The sequence below is a fragment of the Streptomyces subrutilus genome (genome assembly GCF_001746425.1).
Taxonomy (GTDB): Bacteria; Actinomycetota; Actinomycetes; order Streptomycetales; family Streptomycetaceae; genus Streptomyces; species Streptomyces subrutilus_A.
This window is the reverse complement of record NZ_MEHK01000001.1, coordinates 6,824,843-6,850,165: the sequence shown is the minus strand read 5'-3', so window position 1 is coordinate 6,850,165 and position 25,323 is coordinate 6,824,843. Positions and strand designations below refer to the sequence as shown.

The 25,323-nt window shown below is 73.1% G+C and carries 26 protein-coding genes; 12 read left to right on the top strand and 14 right to left on the bottom strand.

Translation table 11 applies throughout. The annotated features are described in order from the left end of the window. Window positions 1-46: 46 nt before the first annotated feature. The 5 genes from BGK67_RS31205 to BGK67_RS31185 form a co-directional block, all read right to left on the bottom strand. On the bottom strand, window positions 47-1,630 hold the full coding sequence (locus tag BGK67_RS31205; protein ID WP_069923204.1) for an FMN-binding glutamate synthase family protein: 1,584 nt from the start codon (window positions 1,628-1,630) through the stop codon (window positions 47-49). A gap of 28 nt (window positions 1,631-1,658) precedes the next feature. Beyond that, window positions 1,659-3,044, bottom strand: a complete 1,386-nt coding sequence (locus BGK67_RS31200; RefSeq protein ID WP_069923203.1) for a mycothione reductase — start codon at window positions 3,042-3,044, stop codon at window positions 1,659-1,661. A 189-nt stretch (window positions 3,045-3,233) separates the two neighbouring features. After that, window positions 3,234-3,596 carry a PRC-barrel domain-containing protein gene (locus tag BGK67_RS31195; RefSeq protein WP_069923202.1) on the bottom strand — a complete coding sequence of 121 codons (363 nt, stop codon included), beginning with the start codon at window positions 3,594-3,596 and terminating at the stop codon, window positions 3,234-3,236. A 131-nt stretch (window positions 3,597-3,727) separates the two neighbouring features. Next, window positions 3,728-3,994, bottom strand: a complete 267-nt coding sequence (locus BGK67_RS31190) for a DUF4235 domain-containing protein (protein ID WP_069923201.1) — start codon at window positions 3,992-3,994, stop codon at window positions 3,728-3,730. 19 nt (window positions 3,995-4,013) lie between these two features. After that, window positions 4,014-5,390 carry an MFS transporter gene (locus BGK67_RS31185; RefSeq protein ID WP_079154474.1) on the bottom strand — a complete coding sequence of 459 codons (1,377 nt, stop codon included), beginning with the start codon at window positions 5,388-5,390 and terminating at the stop codon, window positions 4,014-4,016. Between the two features lie 99 nt (window positions 5,391-5,489). Here BGK67_RS31185 and BGK67_RS31180 point away from each other — a divergent pair, with 99 nt between their 5' ends. Then, window positions 5,490-6,575 (top strand): DUF5937 family protein, encoded by a 1,086-nt coding sequence (locus BGK67_RS31180; RefSeq protein ID WP_069923200.1) that lies wholly within the window; start codon window positions 5,490-5,492, stop codon window positions 6,573-6,575. 27 nt (window positions 6,576-6,602) lie between these two features. Here the strand turns inward: BGK67_RS31180 and BGK67_RS31175 are convergent, their stop codons facing one another. Continuing rightward, window positions 6,603-7,283, bottom strand: a complete 681-nt coding sequence (locus BGK67_RS31175) for a DNA alkylation repair protein (RefSeq protein ID WP_069923199.1) — start codon at window positions 7,281-7,283, stop codon at window positions 6,603-6,605. 30 nt (window positions 7,284-7,313) lie between these two features. On the opposite strand from BGK67_RS31175, the gene BGK67_RS39145 reads away from it, so the two are divergent. The 4 genes from BGK67_RS39145 (at window position 7,314) to BGK67_RS31160 (ending at window position 10,260) form a co-directional block, all read left to right on the top strand. Beyond that, window positions 7,314-7,466, top strand: a complete 153-nt coding sequence (locus tag BGK67_RS39145) for a hypothetical protein (protein ID WP_167739610.1) — start codon at window positions 7,314-7,316, stop codon at window positions 7,464-7,466. Between the two features lie 85 nt (window positions 7,467-7,551). After that, window positions 7,552-8,817 carry an MFS transporter gene (locus BGK67_RS31170; RefSeq protein WP_069924246.1) on the top strand — a complete coding sequence of 422 codons (1,266 nt, stop codon included), beginning with the start codon at window positions 7,552-7,554 and terminating at the stop codon, window positions 8,815-8,817. A gap of 98 nt (window positions 8,818-8,915) precedes the next feature. Then, entirely contained in the window at window positions 8,916-9,437 is a 522-nt protein-coding gene (locus BGK67_RS31165; protein ID WP_244291368.1) for a hypothetical protein, read from the top strand. Between the two features lie 205 nt (window positions 9,438-9,642). Continuing rightward, window positions 9,643-10,260 carry a TOPRIM nucleotidyl transferase/hydrolase domain-containing protein gene (locus BGK67_RS31160; protein WP_069923197.1) on the top strand — a complete coding sequence of 206 codons (618 nt, stop codon included), beginning with the start codon at window positions 9,643-9,645 and terminating at the stop codon, window positions 10,258-10,260. 25 nt (window positions 10,261-10,285) lie between these two features. Here BGK67_RS31160 and BGK67_RS31155 read toward each other — a convergent pair whose 3' ends face one another. Beyond that, window positions 10,286-10,786, bottom strand: coding sequence for a hypothetical protein (locus tag BGK67_RS31155; RefSeq protein ID WP_069923196.1), 501 nt, complete (start codon window positions 10,784-10,786; stop codon window positions 10,286-10,288). A gap of 155 nt (window positions 10,787-10,941) precedes the next feature. Here BGK67_RS31155 and BGK67_RS31150 point away from each other — a divergent pair, with 155 nt between their 5' ends. After that, complete coding sequence (locus BGK67_RS31150) at window positions 10,942-11,904, top strand: glycosyltransferase family 2 protein (protein WP_244291367.1); 963 nt, start codon at window positions 10,942-10,944, stop codon at window positions 11,902-11,904. A gap of 7 nt (window positions 11,905-11,911) precedes the next feature. Here BGK67_RS31150 and BGK67_RS31145 read toward each other — a convergent pair whose 3' ends face one another. The 3 genes from BGK67_RS31145 to BGK67_RS31135 all read right to left on the bottom strand — a co-directional run bounded on the left by BGK67_RS31145 (window position 11,912) and on the right by BGK67_RS31135 (window position 16,308). Further along, window positions 11,912-13,132, bottom strand: coding sequence for a hypothetical protein (locus tag BGK67_RS31145; RefSeq protein ID WP_069923194.1), 1,221 nt, complete (start codon window positions 13,130-13,132; stop codon window positions 11,912-11,914). Window positions 13,133-13,261: 129 nt separating this feature from the next. Then, a complete protein-coding gene (locus BGK67_RS31140; protein ID WP_069923193.1) occupies window positions 13,262-14,635 on the bottom strand; it encodes a cryptochrome/photolyase family protein in 1,374 nt (457 codons plus the stop codon). Between the two features lie 74 nt (window positions 14,636-14,709). Next, a complete protein-coding gene (locus BGK67_RS31135; RefSeq protein WP_069923192.1) occupies window positions 14,710-16,308 on the bottom strand; it encodes an SDR family oxidoreductase in 1,599 nt (532 codons plus the stop codon). A 254-nt stretch (window positions 16,309-16,562) separates the two neighbouring features. Here BGK67_RS31135 and BGK67_RS31130 point away from each other — a divergent pair, with 254 nt between their 5' ends. Continuing rightward, window positions 16,563-17,165: a sigma-70 family RNA polymerase sigma factor gene (locus BGK67_RS31130; RefSeq protein ID WP_069923191.1), complete on the top strand. Its 603-nt coding sequence runs from the start codon at window positions 16,563-16,565 to the stop codon at window positions 17,163-17,165. A 4-nt stretch (window positions 17,166-17,169) separates the two neighbouring features. On the opposite strand, the gene BGK67_RS31125 is transcribed toward BGK67_RS31130, so the two are convergent. Next, a complete protein-coding gene (locus BGK67_RS31125; protein WP_069923190.1) occupies window positions 17,170-18,195 on the bottom strand; it encodes a MerR family transcriptional regulator in 1,026 nt (341 codons plus the stop codon). 338 nt (window positions 18,196-18,533) lie between these two features. On the opposite strand from BGK67_RS31125, the gene BGK67_RS31120 reads away from it, so the two are divergent. From BGK67_RS31120 to BGK67_RS31105, 4 genes are all read left to right on the top strand, one after another. After that, on the top strand, window positions 18,534-19,610 hold the full coding sequence (locus tag BGK67_RS31120; RefSeq protein ID WP_069923189.1) for an AraC family transcriptional regulator: 1,077 nt from the start codon (window positions 18,534-18,536) through the stop codon (window positions 19,608-19,610). Between the two features lie 23 nt (window positions 19,611-19,633). Beyond that, window positions 19,634-20,431, top strand: a complete 798-nt coding sequence (locus BGK67_RS31115) for a VOC family protein (RefSeq protein ID WP_069924245.1) — start codon at window positions 19,634-19,636, stop codon at window positions 20,429-20,431. 135 nt (window positions 20,432-20,566) lie between these two features. Further along, entirely contained in the window at window positions 20,567-21,037 is a 471-nt protein-coding gene (locus tag BGK67_RS31110; RefSeq protein WP_069923188.1) for a Dps family protein, read from the top strand. 175 nt (window positions 21,038-21,212) lie between these two features. Beyond that, complete coding sequence (locus tag BGK67_RS31105) at window positions 21,213-21,620, top strand: DUF3224 domain-containing protein (RefSeq protein ID WP_069923187.1); 408 nt, start codon at window positions 21,213-21,215, stop codon at window positions 21,618-21,620. A 227-nt stretch (window positions 21,621-21,847) separates the two neighbouring features. Here BGK67_RS31105 and BGK67_RS39525 read toward each other — a convergent pair whose 3' ends face one another. Continuing rightward, entirely contained in the window at window positions 21,848-22,684 is an 837-nt protein-coding gene (locus BGK67_RS39525) for a serine hydrolase domain-containing protein (protein WP_069923186.1), read from the bottom strand. 368 nt (window positions 22,685-23,052) lie between these two features. Between BGK67_RS39525 and BGK67_RS31095 the strand changes: the two genes are divergently transcribed. Continuing rightward, a complete protein-coding gene (locus BGK67_RS31095; protein ID WP_069923185.1) occupies window positions 23,053-23,787 on the top strand; it encodes a GbsR/MarR family transcriptional regulator in 735 nt (244 codons plus the stop codon). A gap of 24 nt (window positions 23,788-23,811) precedes the next feature. Here the strand turns inward: BGK67_RS31095 and BGK67_RS31090 are convergent, their stop codons facing one another. Then, complete coding sequence (locus BGK67_RS31090) at window positions 23,812-24,501, bottom strand: DUF5701 family protein (protein WP_432215492.1); 690 nt, start codon at window positions 24,499-24,501, stop codon at window positions 23,812-23,814. 137 nt (window positions 24,502-24,638) lie between these two features. Next, window positions 24,639-25,172 carry a DoxX family protein gene (locus tag BGK67_RS31085; protein WP_069923184.1) on the bottom strand — a complete coding sequence of 178 codons (534 nt, stop codon included), beginning with the start codon at window positions 25,170-25,172 and terminating at the stop codon, window positions 24,639-24,641. Window positions 25,173-25,323: the final 151 nt, after the last annotated feature.

Genomic DNA, 25,323 nt, shown 5'->3' with positions numbered 1-25,323 from the left:
AAGTGCCCTTTCGGTGCGGTGCGGCCCCGTGGTGCGGGGGCCGTGTTCAGTGCGTGAAGCGGTCCGGGTCGGCCGCCTGCCAGTCGCATGCCCAGTCGGCGGGGGGCGATGCGAGCAGCTGGCCGGGGGTGAGCCAGGTGTGGAGTTCGGCGTAGGAGCGGACGGTGTGCGGGTCGACCCGGTGGAGCAGCATGTGGGGGCCGAGCCCGCGCGGGTCGTCGACCCCCATGGAGGCCATGATCTGGAGGGCGCTCTTGACCGTGGCCTCCTGGTAGCGGCGTACGCGCTGCGACTTGTCGGGGACGTCGACGGCGCGGGCGCGCCGCTCGTCCTGAGTGGCGACGCCGACGGGGCAGGTGTTGGTGTGGCAGCGCTGGGCCTGGATGCAGCCGATCGCGAACATCATGGCGCGGCCGGCGTTGGTGTAGTCGGCTCCCTGGAGCAGGCGTTTGACGAGGTCGCTTCCGGTGGCGACCTTGCCGCTGGCGCCGATGCGGACGCGGTCGCGCAGCCCGCAGCCCACGAGTGCGTTGTGCACGGCCATCAGTCCTTCCCCGAGGGGCAGGCCGACGTTGTCCACGAACTCCAGCGGCGCCGCGCCCGTGCCGCCCTCCGCGCCGTCGACGACGATGAAGTCCGGGGTGCTGCCCTCTTCCAGCATGGCCTTGCACACAGCCAGGAACTCGCGGCGCGATCCGACGCACAGCTTGAACCCGACGGGCTTGCCGCCGGCGAGCTCGCGCATCCGGGCCAGGAAGCGCACCAGCTCGCGCGGGGTGGAGTACACGCGGTGGAAGGGCGGCGAGAGGACGGTCCGGCCCTGCGGCACGCCGCGGACCTTCGCGATCTCCGCGTTCACCTTGGCACCCGGCAAAACGCCTCCCATGCCGGGTTTGGCTCCCTGGCTGACCTTCAGCAGCACGCACTTGACCTGCTCGTACGCCGCCTTCTCGGCGAACTTCCGCTCGTCGAACCCGCCTTCGTCGGTCCGGCAGCCGAAGTAGCCGGTGCCGATCTCCCAGACGAGGTCCCCGCCGGGGCGAAGGTGGTAGTCCGACAGGCCGCCCTCGCCGGTGTCGTGGGCGAAGCCGCCGAGCCGCGCGCCGGTGTTGAGCGCGAGTACGGCATTGGCCGACAGCGAGCCGAAGCTCATCGCCGAGACGTTGAGCAGCGCCATGTCGTAGGGCCGGGTGCAGTCGGGGCCACCGATGCGGACCCGGGGCGCGGCGGTGCTCACCGGCCGGGGCGCCATGGACGGGACGAGGTATTCGCTGCCGGACCGGTAGAGGTCGAGTTCGGTGCCGAAGGGCTCCTCCGCGTCGGTGCCCTTGGCGCGTTCGTAGACGATGCTGCGGGTGTCTCGGTCGAAGGGGCGGCCGTCGAAGTTCCGCTCGATGAAGTACTGCTGGAGTTCGGGCCGCAGTGCTTCCATCACGAAGCGGAGATGTCCGAACACGGGGTAGTTCCGCAGGACGGAGTGCTGTCGTTGCACGACGTCGTGGACGGCCAGCAGAGCGAGCAGGAGCAGCGGGGCGGCCGCCGCCGACCACCAGGGCGAGACCAGGGCGGTGGCGAGCGCGGCGCCCGCCGCGAGCGAGCCGAGGACGGCAACCACAAGTATTTTCAGCACATCGCGCTTGTGTCCCGACCGGGCCCGCTCACGCGCGGGGCCAGAGGTCGAGGTCGAGGTCGAGCAGGGCGTTCTCGACGAGCTCGGTGGGCGCCGGGTGGATCCAGTACGGGGACTTGGCGAGGGTGGCCGCGTCGATGCCCAGGGTCATCGCGAGGACGAGGGGCTGGATGAGGGCGGGGGCCTGCGGGCCCATGAGGTGGGCGCCGAGCAGGCGGCCGGTGCCCCGTTCGGCGAGGACCTTGCAGAAGCCGGTGGTGTCCTCCATCGCCCAGCCGTAGGCGACGTCGGCGTACCGCGCCTCGCCCACCACGATGTCCAGCCCCCGGTCTCGGCACTCCTGCTCGGTGGCGCCGACCGAGGCGATCTGGGGGCGGGTGAACACGGCCGCCGGCACCAGCTCGTGGTCGGCCTCGATCAGGTCGTCGGGGTGGCGGAGGTTGTGCGCGACGACCTGCGCCTCGCGGTTGGCGACGTGCTTGAGCGGTACCGGGGTGCACACGTCCCCGAGCGCGAAGACGCCCTCCGCGGTGGTGCGTTGGTGTGCGTCGACGACGATGCGGCCGTCGTCGTGGGTGGCGACACCGGCGGCTTCGAGGTTCAGCCGGTCGCTGTTGGGCACGCGGCCCACGGCCACGAGCAGCATGTCCGCCTCGACCGTCGAACCGTCGTCGAGGCCCAGCCGCAGCGCGCCCGGACGGCCGGCGACCGCGGTGACCTCGCGGCCCAGTCTGAGGTCGTGGCGGGCACGGGCCAGTTCGGTGAACCGTTCGGCGACCGTCTCGTCCTGGGGGCCGAGCAGCCGCTTCTCCTTCTCGACGATGACGACGGAACTGCCGGCGGCGGCGAACACCTCCGCGAGTTCCGCCGCGACGTACCCGCCGCCGAGGACGGCCAGGCGGCGGGGCGGGGCGTCGATCCGCATGACCGTGTCGGAGGTCTCGTAGGGCAGCGCGGAGTCGAGGACGGGCGGGGGCACCGAAGGGCGGCCGCCGACGGCGATGACGATCTGCCGGGCCTTGATGTCGACGGCGCCGTCGGGGCCCTCGATCCGCAGTTCCCGCGGTCCGGTGAAGCGCGCCGTCCCCTCGTACACGGTGACGAAGTCCGCTTCCCGGCGGGCTCGGCGGCCCTCTTCGCGCTCGGCGTCCAGGCGCCCGAACACCCGGTCCCGCATCGCCCGCCAGCGCACGGCCGACAGTTCCGCGTCGACGTCGTACGTGCCGGCCTCGCTGACGGTCCGGGCCACGTGCGCCGTGTAGACGAGCATCTTGCTCGGGATGCAGCCCGCGTTCAGACAGGTCCCGCCGAACCACCTCTCCTCGACGACGGCCACGTCGAGACCGGCGAACGAATCGTCGATGACGGCGTTGCCGGATCCCGCACCGATGACGACAAGATCGTGCTCACGCATGCCGCCAGGCTACGTCGGCGACCGGCGCGCGGCCCGCGGGCGCGGCCGCCCGCGCCGGCGCCGTCACCGGGTTGAGCGGCGCCCCGGGGTACGGGCCCGCTTCCGGATGCCGAGGACGACGGCCCAGACGCGCGGCCCCGGCCCCCCGCGGGGGTCCGGGGCCGCGCGGCACGGGGCGGGCCGCAGTCGTCAGAACCGGCCGAAGGTGCCGCCGACGCCGTAGTAGGAGCCCAGTTCCGCCCGGTACGCCGCGTCGTCGAGGTGGCTCTCCCGGTGGAATTCGGGGGCGGCCTTGATCTGGTCCTTGGTCCGGTCGACGTAGATCCGCTCTTCCTCGGGATCGATGCTGACGACCGTGCTGGCGGGCAGCAGCACTTCCTTTCCGAAGATCCACACGCCCGTGTCGACGACCAGGTAGGCGTCGGTGACTTCGTCCGAGTGCTTGTCGACCTTGCCGATGCCGCCGTCGGCGGCCTCGACCTTGTAACCGGTGAGGTCGGTGCCGGGCAGACGACCTGCCGCCGGCCTGTAACTCCACACGTTCTCGGTCACGCGAAAACAACTCCTCCGGTGAATCAGAGCTTTCCGTGCCCTGCATGACGGCGAATGCGTTCCGTCTCGCGCTCGGCTGCCCCGCATTCGCGGCATGAATCAGTACATATCAAGAGGGAAAGGAATTCCCGTCAAGCCGGCCACGTCCCGGTGAGGCGTCGCACGCCGGTCGCCCCGGCGCGGTCGACAGCGGCCTTGACGGCCGCGAAGACCGCGCCCTGGATCGCGGCGGCGAGAAGGATCTCGCGCCAGGAACGGTTCTCGTCCATGGCGTCGGGGGCGTCGTCCTGGTGGCCGATGATCTTCCACGCCTGTTTGAAGACCATGCCTGCGGCGAGACCGCTCGCGGCGCCGAGGGCGAGCCCCACAGGCCGGTAGGCGATTTTTGCGGTGTTCATGTCCACCTCTTCCTGTGAGTCATATCCGCTTCTGCCCGGGGATGCGGCCGGTATGACATCGGAGGCCCGGATAAACCGCGGCGCCCGTCGCCACGCGTGGGACCGGCCGCAGGAGCGGTTTATTTGCCTCGGGCTGATCCAGTGGGGTCCCGGCGGTCGTGGGAGAGCGGGGGCCGGCCGGCGGCGGTACGGGCTGCTCCGGGTCCTTCTCGGTGGCGACGGCGCCGGCGGAGAGCAGCGTCGCGGCGGCGAGGCTGCCCCAGAGGGCGGCCGGGCCGTGGGGGGCGAGAGCGGTGATGGCCGCCGGGGAGACGGCGAGGCCGAAGCCCGAGGAGAGTTCGAAGCGGGCGAGGGTGCGTCCCAGGGCATGGGCCGGGGCGAGGGCGGTGACGAGCGCGGTGGCGCTGCCGGCGTAGACGATCTCGCCGAGGGTGCAGACCACGGCCACCGCGGCGACGGCCGGGGCACCCCAGCCGGGCCCCAGGGAGGTGGCCGCAAGGAAGCCGAGGTAGGACACGGCGAGTACCACGCCGGCGAAGGCCAGCACGGTCCGCCGGGAGAAACGCGACAGCAGGACGGTGACCGGAACCTGCAGGGTGACCACCAGCACCGTGTTGGCCACGAAGATGGCCGCCGCCCACACCGGGGAGGCGTCCAGCTGCGTCAACAGAACCAGCGGGAGCGCGATTTCGGGCACGTTGAGGCAGAAGACGTAGATCACGTTGGCCCCCAGCAGCGCCCGCGTCCGGGGCGCCGGCCCGGCGTCCGTGCCGTCGGCCGCGGTGGCGGCTGCCGGATCCGCGCGGACGTGGACCGACCAGGCCAGGGCCGCCGCGGTGAGGTAGGCGAGCCCGGTGACGGCTGCCGGCGCCTGCAGTGCGCTGGTACCGCCCGCCAGGCATACGGTGGCGAGGAGGGCGCCCACGCCCAGCCCGGCGTTGCGCAGGGCGCGGCCGCCCGCGAGAGCGGCATCGCGCTCCCGGCCGTGGGCGACGGTGGCCACGAGGGCAGCGTGGGCGGCCGGCCACGCCTGGTTGCCGGCGCCCAGGAAGAGCGCGGCCGTCGCGAACAGCCAGACGTGCCCCGTCGGGGTGGCCAGCAGCAGCGCCACGCCCACCGCCCTCACCAGCATCGAGGCCGCCACGACCCTGCTGCGCGCCCCCCGGTCCAGCCACCGGCCCACCGCGGGCATGCACACCAGCCCCACGACGACCCCGGCCGTCATGGCGATGCCGGTGGCCGGCGCGGACAGCCGCAGCACCGTCACGCCGTAGATCAGCAGGAAGGGCCGCAGCAGGCCGGTTCCGAGCGCGTCCACGGCCAGGGCGACGGCGTAGCGCGGGCCCCCGGAGGCCCGCAGGAGGGCACGGGGACGGATCTTGGTGGTGGTTGCCATGGCGCCCACCCTGCGTTCGGTCCCCGGAACGGCCGCGCGGGTTGACGGTGTCCGTCAATCGACGCCGTCGCCGGCCCTCCGGTCGGCGATGATGAGGGGGTGACGTTGAGGATCGACATCAGCGGCCCGCGATCGGGGCAACTGCGGTTCGCCGCCTCCCCGCTGGCCGAGCTGACGGCGATGCTGCACGTGCTGGCCGAACCCGGGCACCATCCGCGGCACGCCGGCTGGGCCGGGGAGGTCTGGGCCGGGCTGCCCCCGGAGCTGGCCGAGCGGTTGCGGGAGGCGGAGTTCCTCTGGCGTTCCTCACAGGCCGACTTCCTGCTCCCCGCCCGGCCCCGGCCCACCCTCGCCGAGGAATTGGACGACGTGGACCGGATCGACGACGAGACGTACGTGACCGCCGCGCTCGTCACCACCTGCGGCGGCAACCGGGTCCACTTCGCCGCGCCGTCCCCGCTCACCGACGCGACGGCGCGCGAGCGGGCCCTGGACCTGGCCCAAGCACGCGGCGCGCGGCAGGAGGCCTTCGCGGAACGGCTGCTCGCCGACCCGGCCGCCGTGCGGGAGCGGGTGCGCCACACCCTCGAACAGTACGCCGAGGCCTTCTTCGACGCCGCCTGGACGGGCGTCGCCGTGCGGCTCGCCACCGACCTGCGCCTGAAGAACGACCTGCTCAAGCGCCAGGGCATCGGGGCGGCGCTCGCGGCGGTATCCGGCGCGGTCACCCTGGCCCCGGACGGCGACTGCATCATCGTGGACAAGCTGCAGGACAAGGCGACCGCCGCCCGCGGCGCCGGGGTCACCTTCATTCCCAGTGTGTTCAACCGCCCGCACCTGGTGGCGGTCCACGCGCCCGGGTGGCAGCCGGTGGTGCAGTACCCCGTGGCCGAGCCGGGTCCCGCGGAGCCGGTGTCACTGGAGACCGTCACGCTGCGGCTGGAGGCGCTCGCCCATCCGGTGCGGCTGCGGCTGCTGCGCACCCTGGCCCGTGGTCCGCACACCACCGGTGAGCTGGCCCACGCCTGGGAGCTCTCGGCCCCGGAGGTGTCGCGCCACCTGGCCGTCCTGCGCCGCGCGGGCCTGCTCACGGGCCGGCGCGACGGCCGTTACGTCCGCTACACCCTCAACGTGCCCGACCTGACGGCGCTGGGCTCCGACCTGTTGTCGGCCGTACTGCGCTGAGCGGCTCCGCGGACCCCCCGTAGGGGCTCAGGCCTGCCGGCGCACCATCTCGGTGATCCATACCGGTGCGAAGGGGGACGTGCAGCCCGGGGACGTCGGGTAGTCCTTGAGCACCTCCAGGCGCTCGCCGATGTCGAGCGCACGGGCGCGGTGCTGGGCGTGCTCGATCCCGATCTGGGCCAGACAGTGGTTCATCGCCCACTGCAGGCGGTCCGGGGCGTCCTTCATCTCCGCCTCGACGACGTCGAGCAGACCCCCGAGGTCGAGGCCCTCGGGCTTCTTCGCCACGCGGTCGGTGGTCAGCGCCCAGCCCGCACTCGCGACCACCGGATCCGGGTCGGCGGACCAGGCCACGCGCAGCTCCTCGGCGTGCGGGCTCTTCTTCACCACGTAGTTCACGAGCCAGTCGTGCACCTTGGGCGTGCGCGCCTCGCGCAGCATGCTGTCCAGCTCGTCGCGCCCGAACGCCTTGGGGCGGCAGATCAGCAGCGCGAGGAGCCGCGCCGCGGTGTCGTCCGTCTCCCAGAGCCGGCACGCGAGGTCCTGCTGCGTCTTCAGCCGCTTCGCGAGCGCGCGGAGCTTGCCGAGGTTCACACCGTGATCGTCACCGTGCCTCTCGTTGACCGCGCGTGCCTTGGGGTCCTCGAGGCCGGCCAGCTCGGCCATCACCGCGTCGACCGTCGCCCCGGCCGGCGTCATGTCGGCCATCTCCGCCTCCTCCGGCTCCTTGCCCGTCGCGTGCGGGGTTCACCCTACGGCGGAGGCGGCATCCCGACCGGCGAGACCCTGGTGCTCCTCGACACCGGCGTCACGGCGGCCTTCCGCGCGGCGCTGCGGGAGCCCGCCGACCGGGTCCGGCCCGCGCTCGACGGCGCCGCGCCGGATATTTGACCCGCCGGTGTGCTGCTCGCTTTGATCGCGCTGGTCGACGTCCGGCTGTCCGGGCCGCGGGAGCGAGGGGGAGGGTGCGCCGATGATGGTGGCGAGTCGATCGCTGGGGCGGCAGTTCGGATGGCTCTGGGCGGCGTACGCGGTCAGCGCGCTCGGCACATGGCTCGCCTTCGACGCGTTCCCGCTGATCGCGATCCTCGTTCTGGACGCCGGGACGACCGAGGTGTCGGTGCTGGCCGCCGCGGGCATGGCGGTCGCCGCGGTGGTGGCGGTGCCGCTCGGGCCCTGGGTGGAGTTCCGCCGCAAGCGGCGGGTGATGGTCTCGATGGACCTGGTCCGCTTCGCGGCGCTGATGACCATCCCCGCGGCGTTCGCGCTCGGCCGGCTCGGCTTCGCCCAGCTCCTGGTCGTGTCGGTCGTCGTCGGTGCTGCCGACATCGCCTTCACGGCCGCCGGCGGGGCATGTCTGAAGTCGCTGGTGCGGCCGGAGGACCTGCTCGTCGCGAACGGCCGGTTCGAGTCCACGACCTGGACCGCCACCGTGCTCGGGCCACCGCTCGGCGGGGCCGCGGTCGGGCTGTTCGGCCCGGTGATGACCGTGCTGGCCAACGCGGTGAGCTACCTGCTCTCGGCGGCGGGGATCCGGGCGATCGGCGGGCGGGAGCCGCGCCCCGCGCCCACCGGGGCACCGCGGCTGCGGGCCGGCGACCTGCTCGACGGGTGGCGGTTCATCCTGGCGGACTCCGCGCTGCGGCCGCTGTTCGCCAACACGATCCTGGTCAACGGCCTGATCATGGCGACCTCGCCGCTGCTCGCCGTCCTCATGCTCGGCCGCCTCGGGTTCGCACCGTGGCAGTACGGCCTCGCCTTCGCCGTGCCCTGCCTCGGCGGCCTGGTCGGCGCCCGCCTGGCCCCGCGGCTGGTCGCCCGGTTCGGGCAGCACGGGGTCATGGTCACCGCCGGGGCGCTGCGGGCCTGCTGGCTGCTCGGGCTGGCCTTCACCGGCCCCGGCACCGCCGGACTCGTCCTGGTCATGACCGTCGAGTTCGGGATGATCACGTGCATGGGAGTGTTCAACCCCGTGTTCGCGACCTACCGGCTCCACCGGACCCCGGCGGACCGGGTGGCCCGCACCCTGTGCGCGTGGTCGGTGACCAGCAAGGCCTGCATCGCCGCACTGACCGCTCTGTGGGGCCTGCTGGCCGGCGTCGCCGGCCTCCGCACCGCGATCGGCGTCGCGGGCCTCCTCATCCTGACGACCCCGTTCCTGCTCCCCCGCCAGGACGGGCCGCCCCGGCACGAGCCGGAGCCTGCCCCGGGGCCCGGCCAGACGCGGCACGGCGGCTCCTGACGGGCCGGCAACTCGCGTACGGCAGCCGGTGGTCCGTCAAGATCGGTGGGGTGCGAGACTGGCCGACCGTGTGCGGAACCGAGAGGACGGACAGCATCGTGCGACGACGACAGGGGCGCGCGGCCCTGGCGCCCCTGGTCATGGCGGCGTTGACGGCGGCGACGGCGACGGCCTGCGCCCCTCTCCTGCGGGACCTCGGCCCGCTGCCCCCGCGTTTCACGGGCCCCCCGCTGTCCGCTGACGCGGTGGTGTCGGAGATGACGTCGGTCCTGGCGGCCGAGGGCATCACCGTGGAGCGGGAGCCCTCGGACATGCTGGGCCGGTGCACCGAGCGGCTCTCCGGACGGCACGAGCCGCAGACGGTGGACGCCGCCCTGAGGGCGGCCCTCGCGCGGGCCCGTTCCGAACACGGCTGGCAGGACGGTCCCGACCTGGGCGGCGAGACGCTCACCCTCACGAAGAGCAACTGGACGGTCCTGGTCGGCTTCCTCGGCGAGCCCGCGGAGGGCGTTCAGGCGCCGGTGGTCATGTCGCTGAGGTGCCTGGACGGCGGCGAGACCTCCTCCGCCCCCGCGGCGCCCACCGGACCGGCGTTCACACCCGGACCGGCGTCCTCCTGAGGCAGATCCGCCGATGCCCGGGAAACCGGACGTGGTCCGGGCGTGACATCACGCCCGACCGGTCGTTGATCCTGACGGTCAGCGAAGTGACACCACCAGGCCCCGGGGATCAGCTCCCCGGGGCCTGGTGCGCGTGCGGGGCAGTACGGGGCGGGGCGTCGAATATTTGCGTGCCGTTCCGTCGGCGCAGATGCAGACTCGCACCATGGTGGACATGCAGGCGTTCCGGCACGAGGTCGGTCTCCGGGCGGCGGGCGGGCCCGGCGGCCCGGCGGGCGAGCTGGCCGTACGGCTCGGGGTGCGTACGGCGGTACTGCTGGAAGGGGCGAGCGATCTCGCCGCCGTCGAGGCACTGGCCGAACGGCGAGGACGGGACCTGGCCGCCGAGGGGGTGTGCCTGGTGTCGATGGGCGGGGCGATGAGCGTCGGACGCTACGCCGGGCTCCTCGGGCCGACCGGCCTGGGCCTGCGGCTGGCGGGTCTGTGCGACGAACGGGAGCGGCCCTTCTTCGACCGCGGCCTGGCGCGGGCGGGGGCCCGGCACGCGGACGTCTTCGTGTGCGTGGCGGACCTGGAGGAGGAGCTCATCCGCGCGCTCGGCACGGCGAAGGTGGAGGAGATCATCGAGGCCGAGGGCGACCTCCGGGCCTGGCAGACCTTCGTACGCCAGCCCGCACAGCACGGCCGCCCCACGCACCACCGACTGCGGCGCTTCCTCGGCACGAAGAAGGGCCGCAAGATCCGCTACGGCCGCCTGCTCGTCGAGGCCCTCGACCACGGACAGGTGCCGGACCCCCTCGGCGGCCTCCTCGCGAGCCTGTGACCCGAGCCGCTCGTCCCTGCCGCGGTCAGCGGCCGCCGCGGTGGTCGTAGACCGTGAGGGACAGGTCCTTCATCGCGGCCTGGGCGCGGTCGGCGTCGAGGCCCTGGTCGAGGGCCTCGAGCGCGGCCGCCGCCGACACCCGTACCGCGAGGGGCAGGCCGTCGTAGGCGGAGACCCGGTAGGCGACGGTGCGGCGCGCGTCCCGCTCCTCCTCGCTCACGCCGTCCCGGGTCAGGGGAAAGACCGCGGCCTGGTAGGTCGCGATGCTCACGAGCACCGCGTCGGCGATCCCCTCCGCGTACCCGTCGGCCCGTGCGGCGGCGGGCTCCGGCTGGAAGAAGGCCACCACCTGGCGGCGCGAGAGGAAGGACCCGATCCCGGCACCCAGGCCGGCCGCGCCGCCGGCGGCCAAGGCCGTCATCCTGCCGCCCAGCAGCAGGCCGAAACAGATCCCGCCGACCGCCCCGCACATCACCAGCACGAAGGTGATCATCAGGTGGATGCGGGCGGGGATCGAGGACGTCATGCCCAGCAGTATGCACAGGCCCGGCAGGGTTCCCCGGGGCCGCCTTCGCCACGGGCCGCGGATGTGAGGAACCCGTCACCCCGGTGGGACCGCGGGGCGGGGCGCCGCCGTTTCTCGGAGTGCCGGGACCAGGCGCTTCCCGCATCATCGGTGCTGTGTACGACACAGGCACGGAATCGGTCGCGCTGTCGATCGTGGTTCCCATCTTCAACGAGGAGGAGGCCCTGCCCGTGCTCGCGGCGCGGCTCCGGCCGATCCTGGACGGGGGCGGCGAACCGTACGAGGTCGTCGCCGTCGACGACGGCTCGACCGACGGGACCGCGAGGCTGCTGGAGGACCTGCGCACGGTCTGGCCCCAGCTGCGCATCGTCACGCTCCGGCGCAACAGCGGCCACCAGGCCGCGCTCACCGCCGGGCTGCACCGTTCCCTCGGCGCCTACGTGATCAGCATCGACGCGGACCTCCAGGACCCGCCGGAACTCATCCCGGACATGCTCGCCCTGGCCCGCGCGGACGGCCTCGACATCGTTTACGGCATCCGTACCGACCGCTCCGCCGACAGCGGTTTCAAACGCCGGACGGCCGCCGCCTACTACTGGCTCATGCGGCGCCTGGCCGGCTCCTACGTCCCCGCTCAGGCCGGCGACTTCCGCCTGCTGTCCCGCGCGGTCGTGGAGACCCTCAAGACGCTCCCCGACCAGCAGCAGATCTACCGCCTGCTCATCCCGTGGCTCGGCTTCCCCGGCGGCCAGATCACCTATCAGCGCGCGGAGCGGGTGGCCGGCGCCACCAAATACCCTCTGCACAAGATGGTCCTGTTGGCTCTGGACAGCGTCACCAGCTTCTCGGCCGTGCCCCTGCGCCTGGCCACGGCGATCGGCGCCTTCAGCCTCGTCCTGTGCCTCGCCTTCCTCACCTGGGCCCTCACGGTCTACGCCATGGGGAGGACCCTGCCCGGCTGGACCTCTCTGATCATCACCGTGCTGTTCTTCGGCGCGGTACAGCTCTTCTGCCTGGGCATGCTCGGCGAGTACGTGGCCCGCATCTACACGGCCGTCCAGGCCCGGCCCACCTACAGCGTCGCCAGCGACACGCAGGACGACCACCCGCGGCAGTAGCCGGTGGTCACACCAGCGTCCCGGCGAAGAACATCGCCCCGAGGAGGGCGTACTGGATCGCGCAGAGCACCAGGAGCGGCACCTGGACCCAGCGGGGCATGCGCCTGACCAGGATGAGGCCGACGAACATCTGCGCGTGGTTGCGGTACCACGACATCTCCGCGCCGGCGAGGAACGGCGTGAAGAACACCGCCGGCGTCAGGACCAGGGCGGCCCACTCCTCCACGTCCAGGCGGCGCCTGCGAAGGAGTCGGACCGCGGCCGTCACCAGGATCAGCAGGACGAAGGCGATGTTCAGCCAGAGCTGGGGCCGGTGCGCGGCGAGGCTGTGCTCCACCAGCCAGGGCAGCCGCCCCTCGGGCGTGTACCAGTGGCTGAACGGGAAATCGTAGGCGCCGCGCATCTCGCCGAAGGGCTCGTGCAGACCGCCTTGCCGGTAGCTGGACTCCTGGAGGACCTCGTACGCGTCCCAGCGGCCCGTTCCCTGCCACATGAGCCATCTGGCCCACAGCACGCCGCAGCCCGCGAGCGCCGCCGACGACACGGCCTTCACGAACCGCATCGGCCGGGCATCCCTCCGCCATGCGAACAACGCGCTCGACAGCAGCATGCCGACCGTGACGGCGCCGACGGGATGGCAGGCGACCGCCGCGAAACCAGCGGCGGCGGCGAGGGCCCAGGAACCGCGTTTCACCCCCGCGACGCAGACGAGCAGCGCCAGCGTTCCCAGGGCGATGGGGAACATCGCGTGGAAATAGATGCCGCCCGGGAAGACCGTACCCACGGCAAGGGTGAGGCCCGTGGCCCAGGTGAGCCGAGCGCCCAGCAGCCACCACAGCACCGCGAACATGCCGAGCAGGGCCAGTTCGGTGACGAGAACGGCGGATGTCTCGTAGGACAGCCCGGTGGCGGAGGTCGCCCGGACCGGCATGGGGTATCCGGGAAACCAGGCGACGTTCCCGCACATCACATCGCGGAAGTTCGGGTAGCGGTCCCGGCACCGGAACATCTCGTAGCCCGACCTGGCGATGGACAGATAGTGTCCGGAATCCCAGCGGTGACGGCTGTCCGCGGACCAGTAGGCCACGCCGGATCCATCGCCGGCGACGGACGCCCGCGCGGTCAGCCAGCTGACGAGGTTCGCGATCAGCCAGGCGGAGACCGGGGGCAGCAGGCGCCGGGCCCCGTCCCGGCGACGCACCCGCCGGGCGGGTTCGATCATCTCCACCCCCGCGATCGTCTCGTCGAAGAGCCCCGATGCACGCGGGCCCCCTCGACGGCCACCGGTACGGCGCCGTGCCTCACGATCAGTCTGGCGACCGCCGCACGGCGCCGCATCCGGAGGTGCCCGTCCGGCTCAGCCGATACCCCGGCTGCGGCGGAACCTGCCGAGCGCGTCGGTCAGGTCCACGAGGGGTTCCGGGTAGTCGATCGCGGCGCGGTCCGGGCCGGAGAGCTTCCACGGCTGGTGGACGTACGGGACGGAGAGTCCGGCGAGTTCCGGGACCCAGCGCCGCACGTAGGCGCCGTCCGGATCGAAACGGCGGGCCTGGAGCAGCGGGTTGAGGACCCGGTTGGGACGGGTGTCGGTGCCGGTGCCGGCGGCCCACTGCCAGTTGAGCTGGTTGTTGGCGATGTCCCCGTCGACCAGCAGGTCGAGGAAGTGCCGGGCTCCGATGCGCCAGTCCACGTACAGCGTCTTGGTCAGGAAACTCGCGGTCAGCAGCCTGGCCCGGTTGTGCATCCAGCCCTCCTGGCGCAGCTGGCGCATGGCCGCGTCGATGAGCGGGTAGCCGGTGCGGCCGTCGCGCCAGGCCTGGATCTCCTCCCCCGCGTCCCGCTCGGTGCGCCAGTGGTCGTGGCGGGACCGGTAGTCCGCCGCGGCGGCGTCGGGGCGCGCGGCGAGCACCTGGTAGTGGAAGTCCCGCCAGCAGATCTGGCGCACGAAGGCCGCCGCTCCGAGGCCGCCGCGCTGCTGGGCGCGCCGGACGATCTCCGTGGCCGAGACGGTGCCGAAGTGCAGGTGCGGGGAGAGCCGTGAGGTCGCGTCTGCGGCCAGGTCGTCATGGATCTGCCCGTACTGCCGGATGCCGCCGCTCAGCCAGCGGGTGAGCAACTCCCGGCCCTCGGCCTCGCCGCCCCGAGCCAGCAGGTCGGACACGCCCCGGACGGCGCCGCGCGCGGGCAGGGCCTGCGAAGCGATCCCCTCGGGAACGGGCACATGGCGCGGTGCGGCCGACAGCGCGCGCGGCGGCAGCGCCGCCCAGCGGCGGAAGTACGGGGTGAAGACGGCGAAGTGGTCGGAGCCGGCCGGGGTCAGCTCACCGGGGGCTACGGCGGTGACGACCCCCTCGTGTACGTACAGCCGCCGGCCCTCCCGCTCCAGGGCGTCGCGCAGGCGTGCCTCGCGGGATCGGGCGTACGCGCTCGCCCCGGCGGCCATGTGCACCTCGTCGGCATCGGATTCCCCGGCCACCGCTGCGACCGCCGCCACGGGGTCTCCGGAGCGCACGATCAGCCGGCCGCCGCGGGCGCGCAGCCCGGCGTCGAGGTCGGCGAGGCAGTCGGCGAGGAAGGCCTGCCGGTTGGGCGCGCCGAAGCCGGCCGCCTCGATACGGCTGTCGCGGACGAACAGCGGCACCACCTCCCCGGCGGACGAGAGGGCCGCACGCAGGGGCGGGTGGTCGTTGACGCGCAGATCGGAGGTGTAGAGGACGATGGCGACGGTCATGGGAGCGCGCTCCGTATCGGTGGGGCGGATGCCGGCTGTGAAGGTGTTCGCCGGTGACGGTGTTTCCGGATGCGCTATCCGTCGCGGGAGGAGGAGGTGGAGGCGGAACGGAAGGCGGCGGAGGCGGGTTCGGCGTCCACTCGTTCGGCGGCCCGGGTGATGTTGCGGGCCATGCCGCCGAAGACCACGGCGTGGAAGGGGGCCACGCTCCACCAGTAGAGGTGGCCGAGCAGACCGCGGGGGTGGAAGAGCGCGCGTTGGCGGTAGGTCGCGCCCCCCGCTCCGGCGGGCCCGGGGTGCGGATCGGCGTACAGCTCCAGCCAGGCCAGTCCCGGCAGCCGCATCTCGGCGCGCAGCCGCAGCAGCCGGCCCGGTTCGATCTCCTCGACCCGCCAGAAGTCCAGCGAGTCGCCCACCCTCAGCCGGGACGCGTCGCGCCGGCCTCGCCGGATGCCCGCGCCGCCGACGAGCCGGTCGAGCCGGCCTCGGACCGCCCACGCGAGCGGGAAGGAGTACCAGCCGTTGTCGCCCCCGATCCCCTCGATGATCTGCCACAGCGCCTTCGGCGAGGCGTCCGTGGCCCGGGTCCGGTGGTCGGTGTAGAGGCTGCCGCCCGCCCAGTCCGGGTCGGTGGGCAGCGGGTCGCTCGGTGCGCCCGGCAGGGAGGCGTTGGACCAGCGGGTGGTCACCTTGGCCTCGCGCACCCGTTCGAGGGCCAGGGAGAGCGCCCGGTCGAACGGGATGGGCGTGCCGGCCGGGTCGGGTACGTACCGGGCCACGTCGTGCTCGTCGCAGACCACCTCGTGGCGCAGTGATTCGGCGAGCGGCCGGGCCAGCCCGCGCGGGACCGGGGTGACCAGGCCGATCCAGTGGCTGGACAGGCGCGGGGTGAGCATGGGCACGCGCAGGATGAGCCGGTGGGGCAGGCCCGCCACGGCGGCGTAGCGCCGCATCATCTCCTCGTACGTCAGGACGTCCGGTCCGCCGATGTCGAAGGCCCGGTTCACGTCGGCGGGCATGCTCGCGCTGCCCACGAGGTAGCGCAGGACGTCGCGGACCGCGATGGGCTGGACCCGGCTGCCCACCCAGCTCGGTGTGACCATGACCGGGAGCCGCTCGGTCAGGTAGCGCAGCATCTCGAACGAGGCGGATCCGGAGCCGATGACGACGGCGGCGCGCAGCACGGTCGCCGGGACCTCGCCCTCCAGGAAGATCCGGCCGACTTCGGCGCGGGAGCGCAGGTGCGGGGAGAGGCGGCCGGCCGGCACCCCGGCGGGCACCAGCCCGCCGAGGTACACGATGCGCCGCACGCCCGCCAGGCGGGCCTGCTCGGCGAACGTACGGGCCGCCGCGCGGTCCCGCTCCTCGAAGCCGGGTCCGGAGTTCAGCGAGTGCACGAGGTAGTAGGCGACGTCGATGCCCCGCAGGGCGTCGCCGGTCGACGCGGCGTCGGTGACGTCGCCCCGGACGATCTCGGCCCGGCCGGCCCAGGTGTGGTCGCGCAGCCGCTCGGGGGTCCTGGCCAGGCACCGGACGCTGTGACCGGCGTCCAGCAGCTCGGGCACCAGGCGGCCGCCGATGTAACCGCCGGCCCCGGTGACCAGGCAGCGAAGGGCGGCGGGCCGCTGCCCCGGCTCCCTCGCGGGGCGGGGTTCGTCACTGCGTGCGGGCATGGGGGCCTCCACTCCGAGCGGCGTCGTCCGTTGGACCGGTCGGTCGCACCGGTCGGTGAGCCGTTGCGTGAACCGTGCTGTGCATGCCTTCCCCGCGCGCTGCCTCCTCGGATGCACCATCCGCAGGACCCGGCAGGCCGGGGCGGGCGGGATTCAATGCACAAACGATGCAAGTTGCGGCCCGCACCGGTCCGGAGCCACGCTCGTCGCGTTGCAGCATCCCGCCCGTTCTCGGCACGAGGAGCCACCCCGTCATGGTTCTCGCCAGCACCACGGCACCTGCTCCCACCGACGAGGCGGGCGAGCTCCTCGAACTGTCCCGGGGGTTCAGGGAGGGCGACGAGGAGTCCTTCGCCGCCGCCTACCGGCGCTGGGCTGGCATGGTGCACAGCATGGCCTGGCGCACCACGGGCGACCCGCATATCGCGGAGGACATCACCCAGCAGGTGTTCTTCGATGCCTGGCGCGGCCGCCACCGGTTCGACCCGCAGCGCGGCGATCTGGCGGCATGGCTCGCGGGCATCACACGCCACAAGGCCATGGACGCGCTGACCGCGCGCACCCGGATCACGGCGTCCGTGCGCGCCGCCCTCCCCGAGTCCGATGCCCGGCCGGACCCGGCACGCGGCGACAGCCCGGAGGCGGCACTGGACCGGGTACTCGTCCTGGACGCACTGGCCGCCCTGCCCGTGACCCAGCGCGAGGTCCTGTGCCTGGCCTTCTACGGCGGTCTGACGCACGTACGGATCGCCGAGTGGACCGGCATCCCGCTGGGCACGGTCAAGAGCCACGTGCGCAGGGGGCTGTTGTCCTTGCGCCGGGGCCTGGGCGGCCCCCGCGGGTGCCTGGAGGGCTGATACGTCAGCCGTCCTTCAGGGCGGGGGCGGTTCCCACCATCCCGCGGATCACTTCCAGGCCGGAGCCGAGGCCGGTGAGCAGCCGGGCTCCGGCATTCCGAACGCCCGTCCACCCCGGTCCGGCCAGCAGGACCCTCGGGTGCGACCGGGCCCCTTGGACGCCCCACTCCACGCCGGCGACGGCATCGACGACCCGGCCGAGGTCGACGCCGGCCGGCTTGACCTGCGCCCACAGCACGACGACGGAGGGGCCGACCCTCCGTACCGCCTCGCGCAGCGCGTCCACCGGCAGCGCGGGGCCGAACATCCGGCGGGGCAGGCCGGCCTCCCCGAGGGCCGCGTACAAGGCTTCGAGGGGCAGGCTGTGCTGCTCCCCCGGCACGCAGGCGAGCAGTACGGGCGGCACTCCCGCGGCCTCACCGGCCTGCGGCCCGCGCCGCAGCGCCGTGGACACCTGCCACGACAGGAGGTGCTCGACCTCCACGTAGCGCTCCCCGGAGGAAGCCCATTTGCGCCCCACGGCGTGCAGCGTCGGCGCGATGATCTCCTCCCAGGTGACGACGCAGCCGTAGGTGTCGAGCGCTCGTTCGAGGATTTCGCCGACGGCTGCCGCGTCCAGCCGCACCGCCGCGCGGGCCAGGCCGCGGCACTCCTGGCGTACGGCTCCCAGCGGCAGCGCGCCACGTCCTCCGGGCGTGTGGAGACCGGCGGCCGCGGGGGCCTGCTCCGCCCCGTCCGTCTGCTTCCGCAGGGCCTCGGAGGCACGGCTCATCGCCGCCCGGGCCGCTTCCGCGGGGGGAACGCCCTGCGCGGTGAGCAGACACATCAGTTCGAGCCGGGAGACGTCCGTCGGGAGCCACCGCCGATGCCTGCCGCGCTCCCGGTCCGCCGGCCCGATCCCGTACCGGCGCTCCCAGGAGCGCAGGGTCGTCGCGGACACCCCCAGCCGCCTCGCCACGGCTCCGGTGCTCAGGCCCACCCCGCCCGCGGCGCTGGGGCGGCCTCCCGGTGCCTGCTGGTGGAGGCTCATCCCGTCAGCGTAGTGGGGTGGCATGACGGCTTCGATCGAGGGCGGTGCCGGGAGGCGGGCCCCTGCACCGGACCCACGCCAAAGGCCCGCGGTGAAGCGCGAGTCCGGCGACCGCGTCGGCAGGAGGATGGTGCGGGCCCCCCACCCCCGTGGGGGGGCTCCGCGCCGTGTGGAAACGCTGGCCACGCTACGGCCGCGGGGGCCGGCCGGCCCAGGACGGCACGCGCCAGCCAGGGGACCGAACGCGCCACGGGGGACCCGCCGCGCCGAGGTGGGGACACCGGACGCCAGGATCCGCCGATGATCTCGCCCCGCGCGCTCGCCTATGCTCAACCCCTGTGGTCGCGCATGAACATCAGGGAACAACCTCCTCCGCCCTCACCCGTCTGAGCGTCAACGCCGCACGCCTGTTCGACGTACCGTCGCACGGATACGCGCACCTGCCCGGCCTGGCGCCCGAGCACCTCAACGACGACCTGTGCCGGACCCCGGCTGCCACGGGCATCCGCATCGCGGAACTGACGACCGCGCGCACCCCCTGGGCCGAGCTCTCCCGGGCGCTGGCCCAGCAGTCGGCCATCGGCACCCTCGGAGTCTGGGACTACCTGATCACCTCCGCGCCCACCCCGATCGAGGGCATCCGGGACGCCGCCGCGTACATCGCCACCGTCGCCGACACCTCCACGGACACCCTGCGGATCACCGAGGACGGCGGGTACGTCACCATCAGCCACCTCAACCAGGCCGATCTGGCCTTCGACGCGGCCTGCGCCATCCGCGGCTACGCCCTCGGCCTCTACCGGCGGCGCCTGAGCGAGGCCGCGCAACGCCGCCTCGTACCCGTCCGCGTCACCCTCGCCGCCGAGGCACCCCGCCGGCACGGCGCCCTGACCGAGCTGTACGGGACGCGCACCATCGACTTCGAGGCCCCGGACACCTCGATCACCTTCCTCGCCTCCGACCTCAACATCCCGACACCGCACTCCCAGCCGGGCCTGTCGGCCGTGTTGCGCAGGCACGCCGAACAGACCCTCGCCACCGCGGTCCCGCTGCACGACTGGCCGGCCCTGTTCCGCAGCGCCCTGGCCGCCGCCCACGGCGAGGCCACGCCGACGCTGCCCGCCGTGGCGCGGCGCATGGCCGTCAGTACGCGCACGCTCCAGCGCCGCCTGGAGGAGCACGGCACCACCTGGAACCACGAGGTCGAGACCCTGCGCCGGGCCCGCATCACGCGGCTGCTCCACGACACCGACCTCAGCATCGACGCGGTCGCCGCGCGCAGCGGATACGCCGACGCCCGCGCCCTGCGCCGAGCCGTCCAGCGCTGGTACGGCACCACTCCCGGTGCGCTGCGCCGCTCCGGCCGGGACACCGACAGGCGCGTGTCGGTGGCCGGTGCCACGCTGGGGTCGTAGCCGATCCCCGAAAGGCCATGGCCATGATCACCACTGACTTCGCCCCCGGTTCACCCTGCTGGCTCGACCTCGGCGCTCCGGACGTACGCGCGGCCGCAGCCTTCTACGGCGCCGTGCTCGGGTGGGAGTACGAGTCCATGGGCGAGGGGGAGGACATGGAAGGCGGCATGTTCCGCAAGGACGGCAAGATCGTCGCCGGGCTCGGCAAGCTCACCGAGGAGGGCGCGCGCTCCGCGTGGATGATCTACTACAGCGTCCCCGACGCGACCGCCACGACCCAGGCCGTGGAGAGCGCCGGCGGCACGGTGCGGGTGCCGCCGAGGGACCTCGACGAGTGGGGCCGGATGGCGCAGTACACCGACCCGCTGGGGGCCCAGTTCGCCGTCTGGCAGCCCGGGACGAGCAAGGGCGTCGACCTGGTGGACGAGCCGGGCTCGCTGTCCTGGACGGAGCTGTTCACGAGCGACGCCTCCGCCGCCAAGGAGTTCTACGGGGGTGTCTTCGGCTGGCGGTTCGGCGAGATGGAGCTGCCGGGCGGGGCGGGCACGTACTCCCTGATCACCCCGGCCGGCCTGGCCGAGGAGCGCATGCACGGCGGCCTCATGCAACTCACCAGGGAACAGCTCGCCTTGACGAACGGGCAGGCGTACTGGCATCCGGTCTTCCACGTCACCGACTGCGACGCGGCGGTCGCCCGGGTCACGGAGAACGGGGGCAGCGTGCAGATGGGGCCGGACGACGCCGAGGGGGTGGGCCGGCTGGCCGTCTGCCTCGACCCGGCGCACGCCGACTTCGTCGTGCTGACCCCGGCCTCAAAATAGCCTCGCGCGCCGGGCGGTGCGAGGCGGCCGGGTCAGGTGCCGGGGCGCGACGTTAGCGGCCGCGGATCAAGGGTATGGGAGGTTTCGTACCAAATTCTGGTCGTCTCTCTGACGGCCTTACGGAATGGAGATGCTGTGTCCGTCGTCAAGAACGCCCTCCCGGAAGCCGACCTGAAGGTCGTCGGTGACGCCCTTCAGGGCGCGCTGGTGGACCTGGTGGACCTGGCGCTGGTCGCCAAGCAGGTGCACTGGAACGTGGTGGGTCCCCGCTTCCGGTCCGTCCACCTCCAGCTCGACGAGGTCGTCACCTCCGCCCGTACCCACTCCGACGTGGTGGCCGAGCGCGCGTCCGCCCTCGGGGTGACCCCCGACGGCCGCGCGGCGACGGTGGCGTCCTCCAGCGCGATCACCGCCGTACCGGAGGGATGGGTGAAGGACGCGGACGCGGTCCGCATCCTCGGGGACGCCCTCGACGTCGTGATCGACCGCATGCGCGAGCGCATCCGGTCCACCGGGGAGGCCGACCCCGTCACCGAGGACATCCTGATCGGCCTGACCGGGGACCTCGAGAAGCACCGCTGGATGTTCCGCGCCGAGAGCGCCTGACCTGCCGAGTGTGCGGGCCGGCCGTCCGGGCGTGCGCGGGACCCGGTCCGGAAGGACCGTGACGGTCCCCGCGCGAGGCCCGGGGCCCGCCCCGCTCCGCGTTGCGCAGGGCAGATGTGGGACCTGATCCACGGTCCGGGCCGGCTCTGTCAGACCCCTTCGGTACGGTCGGCCCATGAGAGCTACGGCGACATTCGAAGTCAACTCGTTCGTCCCGGCCGACCTGAAGGCCGAGCCCGCGGTGTCCACCGGCACGCCGGTGGGTGTGGCGACCATGGAGAAGCTTTTCGAGGGAGAGGTCGTGGGGCGCGCGGCGACCGTGTTCACCTCCGCGTTCGACCCCACCACCGGTGTCGGCACGTATGTGGCCGTGGAGTCCTTCCAAGGCGCGGTGCGAGGGCGCGAAGGCACCTTCAACTTCGTGCACTCGGCGTCGACCTCCGGCCGCGACCGCACGGCGGAGTTCTTCACCATCGTGCCGTCGAGCGGCACCGGCGAACTGACCGGGATATCCGGCGCCGGAGGACTGGCCGTCGACGCCGACGGTACGCACCGCATCTGGTTCGACTACGAGATCGGCTGACCGTCGGCGCCGAACGGGAACGGGTGGGGCCGGCCCGCACCGGGCGGTCACCCGCCGGTCGCCCGGAGTACGTTCCGAGTCCTCCCGTTCGTCACGGTCGGGGACTTACGATGCGCGTGCGGGGGCGCCCGGAGCGCACCGCGGGGCGTCAGGGGGAGGCGCGATGGCCGCACGACCGTACGACCGGCGTCCGCCGCCCACGCCACCGCGTCGGCGAGCGCCACCGACTACCGGCCCCTCGCCGACGCGCTGCGCGGCATCGAGCGCGCCCAGCGGGACCACGGGATAGCCGCCACCACCGTCCGCGAGCGGCTGGCCGCACGGCTGCGCCGGGTGGCGACCGCACTGGAGGTGCGCCGGTGATCTGCCCGCACTGCGAACGCAGCCTGCTCCGCAAGGAGCGCACCGGAAACATCTACGGCCACTGCAGGCGCCCGTACGCGCTGGATCCCCAGACCAACTCCCTGCGCCTCAGCGACCTCCGCGTGCGCCGGATCACCGACGGGCTGACGGACCACGGCCGGATCCGGGTCACCCCGGGCCAGTTGTGGTACGCCCTGACCCGCAAGCGGCTCACGGGGAGCAGCCGGGCTCGGGGAGCTCGGCGCCGTCCGCTTCGCGGGCACCGGCTGGCGTCCGGGGTCAGGCCGTGGCCGCCCGCCGCCGAACACCTCCTTGACTAGGCTGTCCAGCGCCTCGGGGAACGCCTGCGCCGGGTCGACCGCGGCGTCCCCGGTGGTGAGCCCGGCGGTGAGGGTCTTGCCGCCGTCGGGCGTGCTGTACATGAGCGCCCCGTAGCCACCCGGCGCGTCGCCGTTGTGGTGGTAGACGGTGCCGCCGCCGTCCGGGCCCAGGTCCTGCACGAACAGTCCGAGGCCGTAGCCGAGCGGGCCGTGCGGTGTGCGCATCTCGTCCAGCAGCGTGGCCGGCAGGAGCTCGCCCCCGTGCAGCGCGGAGAAGAAGTCGCGGTGAACGCCTTGACGACGCTGCCCGCCCAGAACCGGCCGTCCGTCGGCGGTTTCGCGGTCTCGCCCAGCCTGCTCACCCCGGCGCTGGCGGCCCATTCGCCGTGCTCGTCGTGCACCCGGATCTGCAGCCCGGCGAAGCCGCGTCGACGAACGCCTGGATAGCCTTCTGCAGTTCGGGGCGGTCCGGTCCGGCGTTGTTCGCGTGGGTCATGACGGGGCTCCTTCACAGGCTGCGGGGCGGTGGTGCCGCCTGGCACCCTTTCGTTTCCGATGAAAGAAACGCTACGTTGCCTTTCAAAACTCAGCAACTCGATGGTTGCGCTCGCCCCTGATCAATGCAGGTGAAAGCCCCGACTTTGTTGCAATGGATTGAAAGACAGTGCAACAATCTCGACTTCACCCATTGCAATGAATTGAGAATGAACGCTATTCTGACGTCCTCACGGACCACGAAGGAGACCCCCATGCCGGGAGGCAGGCTCACCCAGCAGGAACGCCAGCAGATCGCACTGGGACTGGCCGACGACCTCGCCTACGCGGAGATCGCCAGGCGGCTCGACCGCCCGACCTCGACGGTCACGCGCGAGGTGCTGCGCAACGGCGGCCCCGCCTCCTACCGCGCCGACCTGGCCCACCGCGCCACCGAACACCGCGCCCACCGGCGCAGGCGCCCCGTGCCCCGCGACCCCAACACGCCTCCGCAGCCCCACGGCCGCGATACCGAGGCCGTGCGCGAGTACGAGGAGGTGTTCGCCACGGTCTTCATGCAGTCCGGCCTGCCCAAGATGACGGCCCGGGTGCTGGCCGCCCTCTACACCACCGACGCCGGCAGCCTCACGGCCGCCGAACTCGCCGCGCGCCTCCGGATCAGCCCGGCGTCCGTCTCCAAGGCGATCGCGTTCCTCGAAAGCCAGGGCCTCATCCGGCGGGAGCGCGACGAACGCCGCCGCGAGCGCTACGTGGTCGACGAGGACGTGCTCTACCAGTCGACGATGGCCGGCGCCCGCGCCGCCGCCCACCTCGGGGAGATCGCCCGGCAGGGCGTCGGCGTCCTCGGCCCCGGCACCCCGGCCGCCGCGCGCCTGGACAACATCGCCCGCTTCGTCGACTTCGTCTCCGAGAGCATCGCCCGCGCCGCGGACCAGGCTCGCGAGATCCTCCACTCGAAACCCGCCCCGGCCTCCGACAGCACCACCTGAGCCGGGCCCGGGTCGCGGGCGGCTTCACCCGGCCGGGCCGAAGTACCCCTCGTCCACGCGGCCGGCGGCGGAGGCGAAGCCCAGCCACGTATGGCGGTTCCCCCACCAGCACCAGCCGATCTTCGGGGCGCCGCGCCGCTCGCGGCCGTCCCGCCCGAGGCCGTTGCTGATCCAGATCGCCGGGGTGCGGGCGTCCAGGGTGCCGTTGGACTTGCGGAGCCGGGAGCCGATGGTCATGAAACAGCGGTTGCGCTCGAGCGCCGCCGGCTGCTGGAGCAGCCAGTGGATGCCTTCGGTGAGCACCAGCGGGGTGCGTTCCGCTTCGGTGAGGGCGGGCAGTGCCTCGTGCGGGCTCCAGTTGGCCATGTGGTCACCGCGGTCGAGGCCGGTGACGAGGTAGAGGGGGGCGTCGGGCAGTGCGACGGCGCAGGGGGCGAAGCCGTCGACGTCGGGCATGTCGGTGACGACGAAGCCGGGCTTGTCGTGGCGGCGCAGCAGCGGCGCGAGGACGGAAGCGGGGGCGCGGTCCGGATGGACGGCGAGGAGGGCGCCGCGGTGCCCGCCGCCGGCGCCCTCGGCGAAGCCGCGCAGCTCGTCGGCGGGCATCCCCGCGAGCTCGTGCACTCCGAGCTCGATCAGGTGTTCCGCCTGGGCGATGAGCGGCGGGAGGGCCGGCACGGCGGTGGTGGACGAGGTATCGGGCACGGTACTCATCGGCTCACGATCTGCAGCGGTAGACCCCCGGTGAACGAGGCGGCCCACCGAAGGGTTCCCGGTACGGCACGCCCGCGGGGCGCGCACGACGGTCCGGACGGCGGCGCCGGTTGCCCGAGTGGGAACGGGCTTTCGGGTCAGTCCCGCAGCAGCAGGACCACCACCGCCAGGGCGACCGCCAGGACGAGGGCCAGGACACCGTGGAGGACGCGGTGGTGGCGCAGGACCGGCAGGAAGCTGTCGACGGCGTAGCGGCCCGGGCCGGTGAGGGCCAGGGTGACCGCCGCGGCGGTGATGAGGGACTCGAACTCGATGCCCTCCATTCCGACCACCTCGCCGGCCCACTTGACGGAGATGGCGTGGATCATGACGCCGACGACGGCAGCGGCGGCCAGCGGGGTGAACAGGCCGAGGATCAGGCCCAGGCCGCCCAGCGTCTCGGTCAGGCCCGCGATCACCGCCATGGTCTCGCCCGCCGGGTAGCCGGCCTTGCCGAAGAACATGCCGGTGCTCTTGACGCCGGGGCCGTCGAACCAGCGGAACAGCTTCTGGGTGCCGTGGACGATCATGATCGCGCCGAGCACGATGCGCAGCACGGGCAGGCCGACGTCGAAGGGGGTGGTGGCTGCGGTCCTGGTGCGGGGGCCGGGATAGGACGGGGTCGCGGTCATCGTGGCGCCTTCTGTCGGGGGCGGGTGAGAGGCAGGGAGCTCTCCGATGGCGTCAGCCACACCCAGGGTGCCAATGGCGAGGCGAAATGCCTGGTATGCGGGCGTGCGAGTCGCCCGGCGGGCGCGACACGCGTGCGGCCGCGTTCGGCGT